At 67.3% G+C, this 15307-nt stretch carries 17 protein-coding genes and 1 tRNA gene; 7 read left to right on the top strand and 11 right to left on the bottom strand.

What is annotated here, in order from left to right:
- The first annotated feature begins 71 nt into the window (after positions 1–71).
- Entirely contained in the window at positions 72–1742 is a 1671-nt protein-coding gene (locus tag AruCF_RS06090) for an FMN-binding glutamate synthase family protein (protein WP_049072572.1), read from the top strand.
- A 53-nt stretch (positions 1743–1795) separates the two neighbouring features.
- Here AruCF_RS06090 and AruCF_RS06085 read toward each other — a convergent pair whose 3' ends face one another.
- Positions 1796–3172 carry a phospholipase D-like domain-containing protein gene (locus tag AruCF_RS06085; protein ID WP_049072571.1) on the bottom strand — a complete coding sequence of 459 codons (1377 nt, stop codon included), beginning with the start codon at positions 3170–3172 and terminating at the stop codon, positions 1796–1798.
- Between the two features lie 119 nt (positions 3173–3291).
- Positions 3292–3624, bottom strand: a complete 333-nt coding sequence (locus AruCF_RS06080; protein ID WP_049072568.1) for an ElaB/YgaM/YqjD family protein — start codon at positions 3622–3624, stop codon at positions 3292–3294.
- Positions 3625–3972: 348 nt separating this feature from the next.
- Here AruCF_RS06080 and egtD point away from each other — a divergent pair, with 348 nt between their 5' ends.
- The 3 genes from egtD to AruCF_RS06065 all read left to right on the top strand — a co-directional run bounded on the left by egtD (position 3973) and on the right by AruCF_RS06065 (position 6487).
- A complete protein-coding gene (egtD, locus tag AruCF_RS06075; protein WP_049072567.1) occupies positions 3973–4950 on the top strand; it encodes an L-histidine N(alpha)-methyltransferase in 978 nt (325 codons plus the stop codon).
- Between the two features lie 34 nt (positions 4951–4984).
- Positions 4985–6301, top strand: a complete 1317-nt coding sequence (gene egtB / locus AruCF_RS06070; protein ID WP_049072565.1) for an ergothioneine biosynthesis protein EgtB — start codon at positions 4985–4987, stop codon at positions 6299–6301.
- Between the two features lie 109 nt (positions 6302–6410).
- Positions 6411–6487: transfer RNA gene (locus AruCF_RS06065), tRNA-Met, on the top strand.
- 564 nt (positions 6488–7051) lie between these two features.
- On the opposite strand, the gene AruCF_RS06060 is transcribed toward AruCF_RS06065, so the two are convergent.
- The 3 genes from AruCF_RS06060 to AruCF_RS06050 all read right to left on the bottom strand — a co-directional run bounded on the left by AruCF_RS06060 (position 7052) and on the right by AruCF_RS06050 (position 8695).
- A complete protein-coding gene (locus AruCF_RS06060) occupies positions 7052–7966 on the bottom strand; it encodes a hypothetical protein (RefSeq protein ID WP_049072564.1) in 915 nt (304 codons plus the stop codon).
- 171 nt (positions 7967–8137) lie between these two features.
- Positions 8138–8329, bottom strand: a complete 192-nt coding sequence (locus AruCF_RS06055) for a hypothetical protein (protein WP_049072561.1) — start codon at positions 8327–8329, stop codon at positions 8138–8140.
- 129 nt (positions 8330–8458) lie between these two features.
- Positions 8459–8695: a hypothetical protein gene (locus tag AruCF_RS06050; RefSeq protein WP_049072559.1), complete on the bottom strand. Its 237-nt coding sequence runs from the start codon at positions 8693–8695 to the stop codon at positions 8459–8461.
- 257 nt (positions 8696–8952) lie between these two features.
- Between AruCF_RS06050 and AruCF_RS06045 the strand changes: the two genes are divergently transcribed.
- Positions 8953–9144 (top strand): hypothetical protein, encoded by a 192-nt coding sequence (locus tag AruCF_RS06045; protein WP_049072557.1) that lies wholly within the window; start codon positions 8953–8955, stop codon positions 9142–9144.
- A 57-nt stretch (positions 9145–9201) separates the two neighbouring features.
- Here the strand turns inward: AruCF_RS06045 and yddG are convergent, their stop codons facing one another.
- Positions 9202–10110, bottom strand: a complete 909-nt coding sequence (yddG, locus tag AruCF_RS06040; RefSeq protein ID WP_049072555.1) for an aromatic amino acid DMT transporter YddG — start codon at positions 10108–10110, stop codon at positions 9202–9204.
- A 171-nt stretch (positions 10111–10281) separates the two neighbouring features.
- Here yddG and AruCF_RS06035 point away from each other — a divergent pair, with 171 nt between their 5' ends.
- A complete protein-coding gene (locus AruCF_RS06035) occupies positions 10282–10524 on the top strand; it encodes a 6-phosphofructokinase (RefSeq protein WP_049072554.1) in 243 nt (80 codons plus the stop codon).
- A 42-nt stretch (positions 10525–10566) separates the two neighbouring features.
- Here AruCF_RS06035 and AruCF_RS06030 read toward each other — a convergent pair whose 3' ends face one another.
- From AruCF_RS06030 to AruCF_RS29775, 4 genes are all read right to left on the bottom strand, one after another.
- A complete protein-coding gene (locus AruCF_RS06030; protein WP_049072553.1) occupies positions 10567–12141 on the bottom strand; it encodes a sensor domain-containing diguanylate cyclase in 1575 nt (524 codons plus the stop codon).
- 340 nt (positions 12142–12481) lie between these two features.
- The gene (locus tag AruCF_RS06025; protein ID WP_049072552.1) at positions 12482–12754 is read right to left on the bottom strand and encodes a hypothetical protein; all 273 of its coding nucleotides are present in this window, start codon (positions 12752–12754) and stop codon (positions 12482–12484) included.
- Positions 12735–13265: a hypothetical protein gene (locus AruCF_RS06020; protein WP_049072551.1), complete on the bottom strand. Its 531-nt coding sequence runs from the start codon at positions 13263–13265 to the stop codon at positions 12735–12737. The genes AruCF_RS06025 and AruCF_RS06020 overlap by 20 nt, the downstream gene beginning before the upstream one ends.
- On the bottom strand, positions 13255–13512 hold the full coding sequence (locus AruCF_RS29775) for a hypothetical protein (RefSeq protein ID WP_254431174.1): 258 nt from the start codon (positions 13510–13512) through the stop codon (positions 13255–13257). The genes AruCF_RS06020 and AruCF_RS29775 overlap by 11 nt, the downstream gene beginning before the upstream one ends.
- On the opposite strand from AruCF_RS29775, the gene AruCF_RS06010 reads away from it, so the two are divergent.
- On the top strand, positions 13499–14926 hold the full coding sequence (locus tag AruCF_RS06010) for a tyrosine-type recombinase/integrase (RefSeq protein ID WP_254431173.1): 1428 nt from the start codon (positions 13499–13501) through the stop codon (positions 14924–14926). The genes AruCF_RS29775 and AruCF_RS06010 overlap by 14 nt on opposite strands.
- Positions 14927–14929: 3 nt before the next feature.
- Here the strand turns inward: AruCF_RS06010 and AruCF_RS06005 are convergent, their stop codons facing one another.
- Positions 14930–15280, bottom strand: coding sequence for a hypothetical protein (locus tag AruCF_RS06005; RefSeq protein ID WP_049072548.1), 351 nt, complete (start codon positions 15278–15280; stop codon positions 14930–14932).
- Between the last annotated feature and the right edge of the window lie 27 nt (positions 15281–15307).

Below are 15307 nucleotides of genomic sequence, written 5' to 3'. Positions count from 1 at the left end.
CCCCGCCCGTTTACCGGTTTTACAGCCGCCCTGGTGTATGGTTGCTGCATTCCGCAATACGGAGATGGACCATGCAATGGATCGCCGGCCGCTTCACGGCTTTTATCTTGACCCTGGTGGCCGCCGCCGCGACCACCATCCTGGTGTTCACGGACTCGTACTGGTGGCTGTGGGCCGCCGTGCCGCTGGTGCTGCTGGGCCTGCTGGGCGTGTACGACCTGATCCAGACGCGCCACGCCATCCGCCGCAACTATCCGGTGCTGGGCAACCTGCGCTTCCTGTTCGAATTCATCCGTCCCGAGATCCGCCAGTACTTCCTGGAAGACGACACGCAGGCCTCGCCGTTCTCGCGCGCGCAGCGCTCGATCGTGTACCAGCGCGCCAAACGCGAGATCGACAAGCGCCCCTTCGGCACCCAGGAAGACGTGTACGGCGACCGCTACGAATGGATCAACCATTCCATGTCGCCCACCCACATCGGCGACACCGACTTCCGCGTGTCGGTCGGCGGGCCCGACTGCAGCCAGCCGTATTCGATGTCGGCCTTCAACGTCTCGGCCATGAGCTTCGGCGCGCTGTCGGCCAACGCCGTGCTGGCGCTGAACGAAGGCGCGCGCCAAGGCAACTTCGCGCATGACACCGGCGAGGGCGGCATCAGCCGCTACCATCGCCAGCCCGGCGGCAGCCTGGTGTGGAACATCGGCTCGGGCTACTTCGGCTGCCGCGACGAGCACGGCGCCTTCTCCGAGGAAGCCTTCGTCAAGAACGCCTGTACGCCGCAGGTGAAGATGATCGAGATCAAGTTGTCGCAGGGCGCCAAGCCGGGCCACGGCGGCATCCTGCCAGCCGGCAAGGTCACGCCCGAGATCGCCGAGGCGCGCGGCGTGGCGCCGTGGCAGGACTGCAACTCACCCGCCAGCCACTCGGCCTTCGACTCGCCCATTGGCCTGATGAAGTTCGTGGCACGCCTGCGCGAGCTGTCCGGCGGCAAGCCGGTCGGTTTCAAGTTCTGCGTCGGCCATCCGTGGGAATGGTTCGCCATCGTCAAGGCCATGCTGGAAACCGGCATCACGCCCGATTTCATCGTGGTCGACGGCGCCGAAGGCGGCACCGGCGCCGCGCCGGTCGAGTTCGTCGACCACGTCGGCACGCCGCTGCGCGAGGCGCTGCGCCTGGTGCACAACACGTTGATCGGCGTGAACCTGCGCGACCGCATCAAACTGGGGGCCTCGGGCAAGATCATCACCGCGTTCGACATGGCCCGCGTCATGGCCATGGGCGCGGACTGGTGCAACGCCGCGCGCGGCTTCATGTTCGCCATCGGCTGCATCCAGGCCCAGGCCTGCCACACGGGCAAGTGCCCCACCGGCGTCACCACCCAGGATCCGTTGCGCCAGCGCGCCCTGGTGGTGCCGGACAAGGCCGAGCGCGTGGCCAATTTCCACAAGAACACGCTGCACGCGCTGGCCGAACTGCTGGCGGCCGCGGGCCTGACCCATCCGAGCCAGTTGCGCCCGCATCACATCGCGCGCCGCATTTCATCGAGCGAGATCCGGCTGCTGTCGGCGCTGTTTCCCGAGCTGGCCCCCGGCGAGCTGCTGCGCGGCGAGTTCCGCCACCAGGTGTTTCGCGCCGGCTGGTCGATGGCGCGCGCCGATTCGTTCCAGCCCACGCACGACATCAGCACCGCCCTGGCGCAGGAATACGTCATAACGCATCCGCCCCAGGGCACGCCGGCCTGACGGCCGGCGGCGGCGCAGGCCGTCCTGGCGCTCGTCCGCGGGGGCAACCCGGCCTACAGCCAGCGCTCGAACATGCGCGAGAAGAACTCCATGAATCGGTCATCCACGCCCCGGGCCCGCCAGGCCTCGGGCGTGATGCGCACCGACTCGGCCACGTCGCGCTGAAACAATGCCTCCATCTCGGCCGCGAACTCCGGCCCCAGCACCACCGCGTTGACCTCGTAGTTCAGCGCGAAGCTGCGCCAATCCATGTTGCTCGAACCCACGGTGGACCAGACCCCGTCGACCACCGCCGTCTTGGCATGCAGCAGCGCGTCGCGCCGCTCGTACAGCTTCACGCCGGCCTGCAGCAATCGCGTGTAGTGGGAGCGCCCGGCGTTGAACACCAGCGAGGAATCGCTGAAGCCGGGCAGCACCAGCACCACGTCCACGCCGCGCTGCGCGGCGCCCGCCAGGACATCGACAAAGGCCGGATCCGGCACGAAGTACGCCATGGTGATGTGGATCGAGCGCTGTGCGCTTTCAAAGGCGGACATCAGCGTCAGGTAGACGGTATAGCCGTCGCTGCGATCGGGCTGGTTGGCCAGGATCCGCACGCGGGTCGGCCCGGCGGCGGCCGGCGCGATGACCTGGCCGCCGCCCCGCAGCGGCTCCTTGGCCTGGGATTGCCAGCCGTCCTGGATCACCGCCTCCAGCTGCGCCACCGCCGGCCCTTCGATACGCAGGTGCGTGTCGCGCCAGGGCGCGCCATCGGCATCGGCGCGCGCGCCATCCGCGCCATCCGCCCCGCTGCCGACGCCGCCGCCCGAGCCGCCGCTGCCGCCGGCCGGCGATGAGGCGTACACGGCGCTGACGTTGATGCCTCCCAGGTAGCCGACTTTGCCATCCACCACCAGGATCTTGCGGTGGTTGCGCTGGTTGGGCGACCAGCCGGCGCGGCTGCCGTTGACCGGGCTGACAGGATTGAAGACCGCGACCTGCACACCCGCGTCGCGCAGTCGCTGGAACAGCGCATCGGGCGTCTTGATGGTGCCCACCGCGTCCACCATCAACGCAACGTCGGCGCCGCGGTTGCGCGCGGCGATCAGGGCTTCGGCAAAGCGCCGCCCCGCTTCGTCATCGTCGAAGATGTAGGTTTCCATGTGGACGTAGCGCCGCGCCTGCGCGATGGAACGCAGCATGGCCTGGTAGGTGCCCGGGCCGTCGGCCAGCAGGCGCACGCGATTGCCCGCCATGAGCGGCGCGCCGCTGACGGCTTCTTCCACCGCCAAGTGGCGGGCAAGGAAATCCTCCCGGTTGTTGCGGGGATCCGCCGCGATGTCGTGGCCGCGGCGGTAGCTGTCCCGGGCCGCGTCGGCCGACAGGCCGGCCTGCGCTTTGCGGGCGGCCCGTTCCTGCGCATCGGGCACGCTGGCGCAAGCGGCCAGCATGGCGGCGCAGCAGGCCAGCGCTACCGCCCGCCACCCGCGCCGCCACGCCGCGGACGCGGTCCACGCCGCCGCGCGGACGTCGCGGGACGGGGCCGATGGCGGCCTCATGGCAGACCGGCTCAGCGCCGATTGGCCAGCAGGCAGCAGCCCAGCAATACCCCCACCAACGTGGCCACGCCAACCGACTTCCACGCGTGTTCATGGACATATTCATCGGCGTAGGCCTTGGCGCGGCGAGCCCGTTCCCGCGCCGCGCCTTCCCAGTCCCCCGCGGATTCGCGCGCATCGGCCAGTTGCTGCTTCAGGCGCGCGCGCGCCGCCTCGATCTCGGAGCCCGTATATGAAGCCGTCGAACGCAGCAGGTCTTCCGTTCCGGCCAGCAGCTCTTGGAAGCTATCGCTGACGCGTTCGCGATGCAGGGCCATTTCAGCGCGTTGGTGCTTTCGATTCATGGTCGCTCCTTATTGCTTGTGGTGTATGGGGCCTGTCGGGCACGACGCGACGCCGTGCCCGGCGGGGGCCGGGCGCATGGCGCCAGACCGTGTCCCATTGTGGCCATTCCCGGCGCGGCGCGCCCCGAGCTTTCGCAACCAGCCGTTAACCGATATTTCAGCGGCGCGGAACTTGCTGAGCATCCCGGCCCGGCGGCCCACGCCCGTGGACCCGCCGCTCCTCCGGTCACGTTGATTTAGTAAAAGTCCATTGCATTTCAGGCGCTTAGACTTGACACCAGAACCCCTCTGGCGGCCACAATAAGCCTTTGCAATGCGCTTCATCAGCCTCAAAAAGGAACTGAACGCATGGTCTCCCCCTCCGCACTGCTCGCTGGCGCCGACCCGCACTTCCTCGCGCCCTCCCCCCAGCCCCACAGCGCCGAGCAGCACGAATTGCGCGACGGCTTGCTGGACGACCCCGCCCATATCGATCCGAAGTTCCTGTACGACGCGCTCGGCTCGTCGCTCTTTACCGCCATCACCCAATTACCCGAGTACTACCCGACGCGCTGCGAGGCCGAGATCTTCGAACGCCACGGCCAGGACATTGCCCGCCACATCGGGCCGGTACAGACCATGATCGACCTGGGCGCGGGCGACTGTGCCAAGGCCGAACGGATGTTCGCCAGCCTGCGGCCGCGCCACTACGTGCCCATCGACATCTCCGCCGACTATCTGGAATCGGCGGTGCGCCGGCTGCGCCTGTCGTATCCCGACCTGCGCATCACCCCGATCGGCCTGGACTTTTCCCAGGCGCTGGCGCTGCCCGCCGACATCGCGCCCGAGCAGCGCCTGTTCTTCTACCCCGGCTCCAGCATCGGCAACCTGGATCCGGACGCCGCCCTGGCGATGCTGCGACGCATCCGGCGCCAATGCGCGGGCGGCGGGCTGCTGGTGGGCGTCGACCGGGTCAAGCCCCGGCAGGTCCTGGAACCGGCCTACGACGATGCCCTGCATCTGACGGCCGCCTTCAACCTCAACCTGCTGCGCCACGTCAACGGCGTGCTGGGCAGCGACTTCGACGTGGGCGACTGGTCCCATGTGGCGCTGTTCAACAGCGAACGGTCACGCATTGAAATGCACCTGCAGGCGCGCCATCCGGTCACCGTCACCTGGCCTGGCGATGCGCGCCACTTCGCCGCCGGCGAACGGATCCACACGGAAAACTCGTACAAGTTCACGCCGCCGGCCTTCACTGATCTGCTGCGGCGGGCGGGCTTCGACGGCATCGAGCACTGGTCGGACACACGCGGCTGGTTTTCGGTATTCAGCGCCCGCGCCTGACGCGGCTCCCCTCAACCCGCCCCGGAGGATCGCCATGGAACCTGCCTGCCTGCTGACCCATCCCGCCAACGGCCCCTACGCGGCCGGACAGGCCGGCCAGCACGACCGCTACGACGCCGTACGCGCCACCACCATGGCGCTGGCGGCGCCTTTGAGTCCGGAGGACTGCCAGGCGCAGTCCATGCCGGACTGCAGCCCGGTCAAATGGCACCTGGCGCACACCACCTGGTTCTTCGAGACCTTCCTGCTGACCCATTTCCCGCCGCCCGTGCCGGTGTTCCATCCGCAGTATCGGATGCTGTTCAATTCGTACTACAACGCCGTCGGCGCCAAGCATCCGCGGCCGCAACGCGGCCTGCTGACCCGGCCGCCGCTGGCGGACGTGATGCGCTACCGCCAGCATGTGGACCAGGCGATGCACACGCTGATCTCGCGGCTGGGCGGCAACGATCCCGCCTTTGACGCGCTGCTGGAACTCGGCTTGAACCACGAGCAACAGCACCAGGAACTGATCCTGACGGATCTCAAGCACCTGCTATACGCCAATCCATTGCGGCCTGCCTATGTGGCTTCGGGCTCGCCGGCCCTGCCGCCGGGCACGCCGGCCGGCTGGACGCGCTACGCCGGCGGCGTGGTCCGCATCGGCCATGATGGCCGCGATTTCGCCTTCGACAACGAAGGGCCGGCGCACGAGGTGTTGCTGCGGCCGTTTCACCTGGCCGATCGCCTGGTGACGCAGCACGAGTACCTGGCGTTCATCCGCGACGGCGGCTACAAACGGCCGGAACTGTGGCTGTCGCTGGGCTGGGAACGGGTCTGTGCCGAAGGCTGGCGCGCGCCGCTTTACTGGGAGGGCCAGCGCGACGACTGGCGCGTCTTCACGCTGCGCGGCATGCAGGAGCTGGAGTTGCAGGCGCCCGTCACCCATATCAGCTATTACGAGGCCGACGCCTATGCGCGCTGGGCCCGGGTGCGCCTGCCCCGCGAGGCGGAATGGGAGCACGCCGCCCGGCAATTGCCCGACGGCGCCCGCTCGAACCGCGCCAACCTGCTGGAAAACGGCCATCTCGATCCCCGGCCCGCGCCAGCCCGGCTCGGCGCCAGCGGGCCCGCGCAGTTGTACGGCGATGCCTGGGAATGGACCGCCAGCGCCTATGACGCCTATCCCGGCTTTACCCCCGATGCCGGCGCCGTGGGTGAATACAACGGCAAATTCATGTGCAACCAGTACGTGCTGCGCGGCGGCTCCTGCGCCACGCCGCGCGGCCACATCCGCCCCAGCTACCGCAACTTCTTTCCGCCCGAGGCCCGCTGGCAGTTCTCCGGCATCCGCCTGGCCCGGGACGATTGAGGCGGCAAGCAAAAAAAGCTGCCTGGGACAGTTGCATCGGCCGAAAATTCCATGCTAGAATTTCGTTCTTCGTTGCTTGACTCTCTTTGAATTGAGCGGCGATAAGAATGGCGCATTAGCTCAGCCGGTTAGAGCGACGGAATCATAATCCGCAGGTCCCCTGTTCGAATCAGGGATGCGCCACCAAGGAATTCAAAAGGCCTTCACTTTGCGTGAAGGCCTTTTTCATTTAGGCCGCGCGACCCGCGCGTTATTTCTGGTGGGTCGCCCCTGGCGCCGGTTCTGGTGGGCCGCCCCTGGCGCCGGGTGGGTGCAAAAGGCGGGGCGGCGTGCAGCGCCCCTCGTGGATTGTGCGAGGCGGCCCCAAAGTGGAAAAAATACGCGGAAAAAATACGCGGAAAAAAATACCTACCGATGGCGATTTTCCATGGACTGGGCGGCAGCGGCGGCTTGGGGCTGCATCGACGTGGGCACCGTATCGGTTTAAAGGCGCCGGCTTAAAACACCGCCCCCTACTGTCACGCACCGCCCTCACCCACGGCTTGGAATACGACATGATCGCGCATCGGTCCCCCCGCGCCGCCCGCCCTCATACCTGCGGCGCGAACGCCTGGGGGTGTCGTCTGTCCTCCCCCGTATGCGGTACCCATCATCGCATCGCGCCGGAGCTGCCGGCCGCGGGGCCTTGGCGCGACGGGCTGTTCCAGCAACGCCCGCCCTTGCGGCAAACCCCGGCGCGACACCCCTGCGCTACACCTTGAACGGCAGATCACGGCGCCGGCCGCCCCAGGTGGCGCACAGGCTGGCCACGAACGCGCCGATCAACATGGACGCGAAGCCCCACAGCGCCACGGTCGCCGCCGCCTTGCGCGCCTGGTCGGCGGCCTCGCGCGCCTTGCGCTTGGCGTCATCAACCGCCTGCCGGGCGCTCTGCAGGGTCTGGTCGACCCGCTGTTGCGCCGCGGCCGGATCAATGCCCGCCTGGGCCGCGACCACCTTGGCCACGTAATCCCGATCCGCCGGCGCCATCTCGCCGCGCGCCAGGCTCATCGCCACGATCCGACCGACTTCGGCCCGGGCCGCAACGCGGTCGCCCGCGGCGTCCGGCCGCTCCGAGCGCAGCAGCACATCGGTGAAATAGTCGCCGGCCTGATCCATGCCGCCGCCCGCCCCCGCGCCAGCGGCCGCGGTGGCGGTCACGGCCGCGCCGGCTCCCGCCGCCACCGAAGCGCCAGCCTTGGCCGCGCCGGAGGCCAGCGTCGCGAGCGCAGACCCGAGCAATGCCGCGCTGACCACGGCGCTCAATGCCCACACCAGGAACCCATGCGCGGTATCGCGGAAATAGACCTCGTCAAGATGCGCGTCCACCCACTTGGTGCGCAGGCGACCGGCGACATAGCCACCGATGCCATAGGCCACGATCTGCGTGAACAGCATCCAGGCAACGATGCCGATGCCGGCGGCCGGAGCCGACAGGCCTTCCCCGCTCCAAGGGGAAACCGACAGCAGGCCCAGCCCGGAACCGCCGGCAAACAATGCCAGCGACAGGGCCGCGGCGATCACTGCGCCGGCGAACACCGCCGCCCAGGAAACGGCCGAGACCGCCGATTCGCGCACCGCTGGCGCGCCGTCCAGGGCGCGGCCGCCCGATATTGCATTTTCCATGGTGGTTCCTTGTTCAGTTCGCGCGCGGCGGTTGCCGGCGCGGATTCAAGCCGTCCTTCAATGCCAGAACAGCGCCAGCAGGATGATGATGGGAATGGGCACGCCCAACAGCCACAGCAGAATGGAACGCATACAAGCCTCCTTTGCTCGAGCGAAATGATTCCCGGCGGATCAGGCCAGGTCGATGGTGCCCGGCGCACGCGGATTGGGCGCAGGCGGGGTGACATCGGGTCCGCCCGGGTCGCCGGGCAAATGACGGGGGTCCGGACGCGGATCGTCCGGCGGCGGATTGCCGGGCAGCGGCGGATCGTCGGCCGGCACGTCGTCAGGCGCGCCTGGCGGACGGTGTTGGATTACAGACATGGCGGATCTCCTCGGCGGCGCCAAAACGCGCCGGTCCGCTATCAGCAATTGCCGTGCCCATGTCCGCACCGGCTCGCGGAACGAAAAAAAGCCCTCGTTCGAGGGCTTTGGGGGCATTGGGAAGCGGTCTCAGGGCCTGGACGTCTTGGCGTCCCCGTCGTTCTGGTTTCCCAGGAATTCCATTACCGCGGCCTTGCCGGCAGCGGAGGCCTCGTCGTGGCTGGAGTAGCGGCGCTCGGAATAATTGGTGCTGCGCACATTGCCCGTATCCGGATCCAGCAAGGTGATGATCCAGGCGAACTCGCCCGGCAGCAATTGCCTGATCTGCAATGTGGCGCGCGTGCCGGGGCGGAGTCGTTGCGGCATTTCGCGGCCTCAAGAGGAGATTCGAGTGATTCGACGCCGCCATCGTAGCGCAAAGCGCGTGCTCCGCGACACGGCGGGAATGTTGCGCCGCACACCGATTTCATGCTGCAGCGTGCGCGGCGAAAACGCCACACCGGTTGGCGGGGGCCAGGAAAACCCTAGCGCCATGCCCCCCAATACAGGCGCACAATCAGACCAAACACCTAGACCGTAGCAACGGCGCCGCAATCCCTTAATCAGGCGAGGACGGAGACAACATGACTTACGTAGCAGTGGTAATCAGCTGTTTGATGGTTGTGGGTATCGTCGCGTTGGTGATTCAAACGATTCAAAGCGCGGGGCCCGAGCCCTGGCTGAAGATATCGGCGGCGATTGTCAGTTCCCTGTTCGCTTCCCTGTTGCTCATTCCGCTGGGCTACGCCGTGGCCCAGACCATGGTTTTGGAATGAGCGCGCAGCCGCTGCGCGGCTGAACCGGGATCGATCCCGCTTTTCGACGCCCGGGGGTTACCCACCCCGGGCCGGCCGGCCGCGTGTCGCCGCCCAGCAGATCAACGAGCCGGCGGTGACCATGGCCACGCCTTGCCAGAACGTCGCGGTCAGGCGCGTCGACAGCCAGACCGCCGCGAAAAAAGTCGACAGCACCGGCGTGAAATACGACGCCGTGGCCAGCAAGGTCAAATTGCCGTTCAGTATGCCCACGTTCCACAGCGCATAGCCCGCCGCCATGGCGCCGCCCGTCACGCACAACTCCAGCACCGCGGCGCCTTTGAATGCCAGCGCCGGTTCCGCGCTCAGGGCGTATTTGATCCACAGCGCCGCCGCGGTCAACATGAAAAACAATGCCACGCCGTTCTTGCCGTCGGCAAAGCGTTTGGTGACATTGCAATAAACGGCCCATATGATGGCACCGCTGAACGCCAGGCCATAACTGAGGGGATTGCTCGATACATTGGCGACCACGCGCTGCCACGAGACGCCGCCGTCGCCGCCGACCACCCAGACGATGCCGCACAGCGACAGCGCGATGCCCGGCACCACCCAGGCGCCCGCGCGCTGGCCGTTGATCAGTATCGCCAGGATGACCGTGAAGCACGGCCACAGGTAATTGACGATGCCCAGCTCGATCGCCTGGCCGCGGTTGGCGGCAAAGCCCAGCGACAGCGACAGGCAGATTTCATAGGCCACGAAGAGGACGCTGCCGCACACCAGATAAGACCGCGGGAAAGTGCGCAGCCGGGGAAATCCCAACAGCAGCACCAGGAAGATCGAACCGACCGTATAGATCAGGGCCGCGCCCCCGATCGGCCCGAAGCTTTCGCTGACGCTGCGGATCAGGCCGACGACGGTGCCCCACAGCACGACAGCCATCAGTCCCAGGAATGTCGCCGTATTCCGGCCGGGAGCATGTTGCATCACTTTTTCCGATTACCCGATTTCCACCCGATACGCCGCGCCGGGCCACGCGCGAGAACGACGCAGTGTAGCGAAAACGGGAACAGGGCCGCGGCATGGCCGGCATCCAGGGAATCGATGCCGGCGCGCGGCGCAACCGTCCGACTAGGAACAAGAGGGAGACCAAGCCGCATGACAATCTCTGTACGCAGACTGGCCGACGTACTCGCCGCCACGGCAGCGGGCCGACTCTATCGCATCGAAGTGTTCTCGCAGGCCGACCCTCAAGCCGGCCCGCCCCCGGTCACTCGCTACATCCTCAGGACGACGGAAGGCGAACGCGTCATCGCCCTGGGCGAACGGCGCTACCGCTTGAAGTCGGGTGAAGTGCTGACCGCGCTCGCGCCCGCGCCGGCGCCGCGCCACGATGCCTGAACCGCATCGCGGCGCCCCGGCGGCATGCCGGGATCAACCGCGTCAGCGATCGGATGCCACCCGCCGCTTGCCCAGGCCCTTGGCCCGATACAGCGCGACATCGGCCCGCTCCAGCAACTGCAGCATGGTGACGCCCGACTGCGGATACACCGCGATCCCCACACTGGCCGACACCGCCACCCTGATCTTGGGATAGGGCAGCGACAGGCTTTCGACCAGCGCCTCGGCTACCGCCTGGGCCCCGTCCTGGTCGCTCTCCAGCAGCAGCACCGCGAACTCGTCGCCCCCCAACCGCGCCGCCACATCCGACACCCGGATGGCACGCGCCATGCGGTCAGCGGCCTCTTTCAGCACGGTATCGCCGGCCGCATGCCCATGCAGATCGTTGACGGCCTTGAAGCCGTCCAGATCGATTGCCAGGATGGCGAAGGACTGGCCGCTGCGCTGGGCCACGGCCAGTTCGCGCAGCACCAGTTCGCCGAAAAGCACCCGGTTGCACAGCCCCGTCAGGGGATCGTAGTGGGCCAGGTGCTGCGCGTGCGCCAGCATGCGGGAGGCCTGCAACAACGCCGTGCCAACCTCTTCGGCCTCCTTGACGCTCGTGGCCGGCAACTCCACGGTACGGCCTTCGCCCAGCGCCAGCGCCGGCCCCACCAGGCCCTGCACCGCCGACGTCAGGCGATTCGCCAGGCGCAACGCCAGCCACAGGCCCAGGCTGAAGGCCGTCAGCGTGCCCAGCGCCAGCCAGGCGATGGAACGGTAAAGGTCGGTCGTCACCAGCGTCATCGGCGCCCCGGCGGCGATGGTCCAGCCGGTCAGCGAGGAACGGCTAAAGGCGGTGTAGACCGGCGTGCCCTCTTTGGTAGTGGATTCGAGCGAACCCTCGCTTTCCATCTGCACCGCCCGCGCCAGCGTCGGCACGGCCTTCTGGCCGACATACCTCTCGGCGTCGCGGGTGCGCGCAATGATGGTGCCGCTCCTGTCCAGCACCGCCGCCACCCAGCCCTCCGGCAGGCCGCGCCGGCCGAGCACATTGCCGATGCGCTCGGGCGACAGCCCGACATTGAGGCTGTAGATGACTTCGTCGCCCCGCACCACCGGCACCCCTAGCGCAATGACGGGGACCCGGCTGACCGCCCCCGTGAACAGGCTGCTCAGCACCGGTTCGCGCGCCCGGAACACCCGCGTCAGCTCCTGCGACACGCCCGAGGATGGCAGCGCCGTGCCATAAGGCACCAACGTGTTGACCACTTGGTGGCCATCCTTGTCGGTCAGCACGTAACTGTCGACGATCTGGAACTTGATGGCATCGCGCGCGCGCTGGTGGAATCCCGCCAGATCCCCTGCGAGCAGGTCGGGCGACGAAGCCAATATCTGCACACCGGCCTCGACCCCAGTCATTTCACGGTCGAGGATGGCGGTCAGATTGCGCGCCAGGAAAATCGTGTCGCGGAAAATCCGCTCGCGCTGGATCTGATAGCTTTCGTAGACCGCGACCGAGGCCACCATCAGGGCCGGCGCGATACAGGCGAACACCAGCACCAGCAGACCGGCTCGCATCGAATACCGGTAGCGCGGGCGAACCTGCGTGGCGGCCAGGCTTTCGCCATCAGCCATATTATTTTTCCTGGCGCTTTTGCGCGGCGCAAAGCGCTTGCCGACACTGCACTTTCTGACCCATGGCGCGTCTCCTGGAACTATCGGCCGGACCGGAACCCGGCAGCACGGCAAACCAGAAATTATTGCAGAACCAGACCGCGACGTATCCATCCGCCCTTGAACCGGCGCCGGCAATCGGATGTGCCCGCAACGGAAAAGTCGCGTCCCCAATTTACCTCAAAAACAGAGCCGGGCAACCATCTCGTTATGTTCGAGTATCTGGCGGCGAATGGCCGCTGGCGTGGCATCGACTTCGGCCGAGGAATTGAAATACACCGGCCGCGCATGATCGCAATACTCAATCCCGGTCCGAGGGGGGAGCGGCGCGCACCCACCCAGACTTGAGGCGATCAGCCACGGCGTCGTCATCGCTGCGAGCCACCTTTTCCTGCACATCCCTGGCCTCCCTGCGAGCCTGGCCAGCCCGCTCCTGGAGGCGGGCCGCATTGTCCGAGCGTTCCCGCGCCCGGCCCATGGCCCGCCCCCGCCAATAAACCCCGGCAATGGCGGCCAGGCCCGCCAGCACTGCCGCCATTACGCCGAGGCCCCGCTTAATCCACTGCTGCAACATGGGTCGCCCTCCTGTCCGCCCGGGCCCGCACGGCCGCCACCGCCTGTGAATACAGGGCCGGCCAGCTGTCCGGCTTGGGCTTGCCCGGACGCCAGGTGCGCAGATACAGCGCCCAGGCCGCGACCGCATCGCCAACCGGCGGCAATGCCTGCGGGTCGGTCCAGAGCAACAGGCGCGCAACGCCCGCCGCCAGCACATCGTCATGCTCGAGCCCGGCGTGGATCGCGTCCGGATCGCAGGCCACGCCGCGCGCCTGGCACAGCACGGCCAGGTGCGCCTTGCTCGCGGCGTGCAGGAATACCCCCCACACCCCGCCACGGCTGGCGCGCGTGCCCTTCTCGAATTGCCAGAAACCGCGAGCCGGTCCGCCGATCTGGCGCCGGTGCACGAAGCGGCTCTCCTGCAAGCCGATCGCCAACAGCATGCATTGCGCCTCGCGCGTATCCATGCGCGCCGGCAACAGCGCCAGCGCCAGCCGCAGCGCCTCATCCATGATCTGGTCAAGCGTCATGCCTGCCCTCCTTGTCCGTTTGCGTATCCATCCCCAGCGTCTTACGCCGGATCTCCACCGCCCAATCCACCAGGTCCTGGTTCTGCAACTTGGCGGTCAGGCGCAGGTAGGCGCCCAGCACCCACCAGGCCGGCAGCCCGGCCAGCAGCATGCAGGGGCCGAGCACGTAGAACATGGCCAGCAGCCCGTCCTCGCCCAGGCCGGTGCGTTGCGCCATCCAGTAGGCGGACGACATGATGTCGGGCATCCACGCGATCATGCCGATCGCCAGCAAAGGCCCGAACAGAAAAGAGCTGACCACCGTACAGGCGGTGCGCGCGACGAACTCGCGCGGGCTGCGCGGCGGCATCAGCAACATGCCGATCAAGGCCGCCATCGCCGCCGGCATGCCGAAAGCCAGCGCAATTTTCAGGGCGGCGAACCCGCCCAATCCCGTAGATGCCGGTTCCATGGTTACACCGCTCCTGTCGACGGTGCGCATCGCTGCCTCCCGTGAACATCACGGGCGCCGCGGGGGCGCACCGGATGAAAAATTTGAAATCCGGGCGACACTGTCGTCCGTTCGACGCGGGAGTTGCCCGCATCGGTACTGGTATCTTTCCTGTCTATTGCCCTTCCCTCTCTCTGCCCGACCCGCCATGAAACCCTGGACCCGCCGCCAACCTCGCCGCAAGCCCGCCCCCACGCTCGCCGAGGCGCTCACGCGTTATCTCGTCGAGGTTTCCGCCACCAAGAAGGGACATACCTCGGAACAGTCGATCGCGCGGATCTGGCGCGCCACGCGCCTGGCCATCCGACCGGTGGACCGCATCCGCAGCTCCGATCTGACGGAACTGCGCGATGAATGGCTCAAGGATCGGGCGCCAGCCACGGTGGTGCGGCGCATGGCGTTCCTGTCGCATGTCTACACCGTGATTCGAAAAGACTGGGGCTTCGACCAGTTGGCCAATCCTGTCCAACTGGTGCGACGCCCTGCGGTGGATGACGCGCGCGACCGCCGCCTGTTCGACCGCATCACCCTGCGCGGACTGTCGGAGGACGACTGTCCCCGCAAAGAGCTGGAATGGATCATCCGCGCCACCCGTTCGACCGAACTGCCCACGATCCTGACGGTGGCCAAGGAAACCGGGATGCGCCGCTCCGAGGTTGTCGGCATCCAGCGCGAGCACCTGGACCTCATGCATGGGGTGGTTCATCTGCCGCATACGAAAAACGGCCGGGCCCGCGACGTACCGCTGACACCCCGGGCGCGCGAGGCGTTGCGTCGCTGGGTCACGGGCAAGCCGATGCGCGGCCGCATCTTCACGATGCAGCCGGGCTCGGTAACGCGTGCCTTCATCCGCGCGCGTCGCCGCGCCCGCCTGCGTTATGAGGGCATGTGCCGGCACTACGGCCGGCGCCCCAACGCCGCCTACTTTCGCGACCTGCGCTTTCACGACCTGCGGCACGAAGGCACCTCGCAACTGGCCACCGTGTTCCAGATCCACGAACTGGCCAAGGTCAACGGCAACGTCGACACCCGCATGCTGCTGCGGTACTACCACCCACATGGGCGCGAATTGGCGCAGAAGCTGGCGCGCAGCCAGCTGGGCCGGCGCCAGCTCGAGGAAATGCGGCGCGAGCGCGAAGTCGAAATGGAGGCCCTGCCCCTGGCCGCCTGACGGCTATACGGTGGCGCTTTCGTCCCGTCGTGGCGGTTCCACCGAGGTCAGCCAGGCCGGCAATTGCCCCCAGCCCGGATAGCTGACCTTGCCGCCGGCGCTGTCATGCTCCGCGCCGATCGAATACGGCATCCCCGTCTCCACCACCCACAGCGGCGTGGTGCGATAGTCGTCGACCATGGCCCAGGCATCGCCCACGCGCCGCGGCCATTTCCCGGCCGGCGGCGCCGGCGGCGCGTCCTCGTAGGCGCCGTAGGGGATGTTGAACGTGCCGGGCGTCAACGCCAGTTCGTTTGCGACGGATTGGTACAGGTACAGGCCGTCGTTGTCGGCCTGGAAAACTTCTTTTTGCATATTGATTGCTCCTTGGAAATGAAATTT

Source organism: Achromobacter ruhlandii, assembly GCF_002082135.1.
GTDB lineage: Bacteria > Pseudomonadota > Gammaproteobacteria > Burkholderiales > Burkholderiaceae_B > Achromobacter > Achromobacter ruhlandii.
This window is presented reverse-complemented; position numbering and strand designations above follow the sequence as displayed.

Excerpts from the sequence above, each read along its gene's own strand:
- AruCF_RS06090 (WP_049072572.1), top strand. The coding sequence starts at position 72 with ATGCAATGGATCGCCGGCCGCTTCACGGCTTTTATCTTGACCCTGGTG.
- AruCF_RS29775 (WP_254431174.1), bottom strand. The coding sequence starts at position 13,512 with ATGCCCGACATCATGTCGTCCGCCTACTGGATGGCGCAACGCACCGGC.
- AruCF_RS06035 (WP_049072554.1), top strand. The coding sequence starts at position 10,282 with ATGACAATCTCTGTACGCAGACTGGCCGACGTACTCGCCGCCACGGCA.
- AruCF_RS06025 (WP_049072552.1), bottom strand. The coding sequence starts at position 12,754 with ATGTTGCAGCAGTGGATTAAGCGGGGCCTCGGCGTAATGGCGGCAGTG.
- AruCF_RS06085 (WP_049072571.1), bottom strand. The coding sequence starts at position 3,172 with ATGCTGGCCGCTTGCGCCAGCGTGCCCGATGCGCAGGAACGGGCCGCC.
- egtB (WP_049072565.1), top strand. The coding sequence starts at position 4,985 with ATGGAACCTGCCTGCCTGCTGACCCATCCCGCCAACGGCCCCTACGCG.
- egtD (WP_049072567.1), top strand. The coding sequence starts at position 3,973 with ATGGTCTCCCCCTCCGCACTGCTCGCTGGCGCCGACCCGCACTTCCTC.
- AruCF_RS06055 (WP_049072561.1), bottom strand. The coding sequence starts at position 8,329 with ATGTCTGTAATCCAACACCGTCCGCCAGGCGCGCCTGACGACGTGCCG.
- AruCF_RS06010 (WP_254431173.1), top strand. The coding sequence starts at position 13,499 with ATGATGTCGGGCATCCACGCGATCATGCCGATCGCCAGCAAAGGCCCG.
- AruCF_RS06005 (WP_049072548.1), bottom strand. The coding sequence starts at position 15,280 with ATGCAAAAAGAAGTTTTCCAGGCCGACAACGACGGCCTGTACCTGTAC.
- yddG (WP_049072555.1), bottom strand. The coding sequence starts at position 10,110 with ATGCAACATGCTCCCGGCCGGAATACGGCGACATTCCTGGGACTGATG.
- AruCF_RS06050 (WP_049072559.1), bottom strand. The coding sequence starts at position 8,695 with ATGCCGCAACGACTCCGCCCCGGCACGCGCGCCACATTGCAGATCAGG.
- AruCF_RS06045 (WP_049072557.1), top strand. The coding sequence starts at position 8,953 with ATGACTTACGTAGCAGTGGTAATCAGCTGTTTGATGGTTGTGGGTATC.
- AruCF_RS06030 (WP_049072553.1), bottom strand. The coding sequence starts at position 12,141 with ATGGCTGATGGCGAAAGCCTGGCCGCCACGCAGGTTCGCCCGCGCTAC.
- AruCF_RS06020 (WP_049072551.1), bottom strand. The coding sequence starts at position 13,265 with ATGACGCTTGACCAGATCATGGATGAGGCGCTGCGGCTGGCGCTGGCG.
- AruCF_RS06080 (WP_049072568.1), bottom strand. The coding sequence starts at position 3,624 with ATGAATCGAAAGCACCAACGCGCTGAAATGGCCCTGCATCGCGAACGC.
- AruCF_RS06060 (WP_049072564.1), bottom strand. The coding sequence starts at position 7,966 with ATGGAAAATGCAATATCGGGCGGCCGCGCCCTGGACGGCGCGCCAGCG.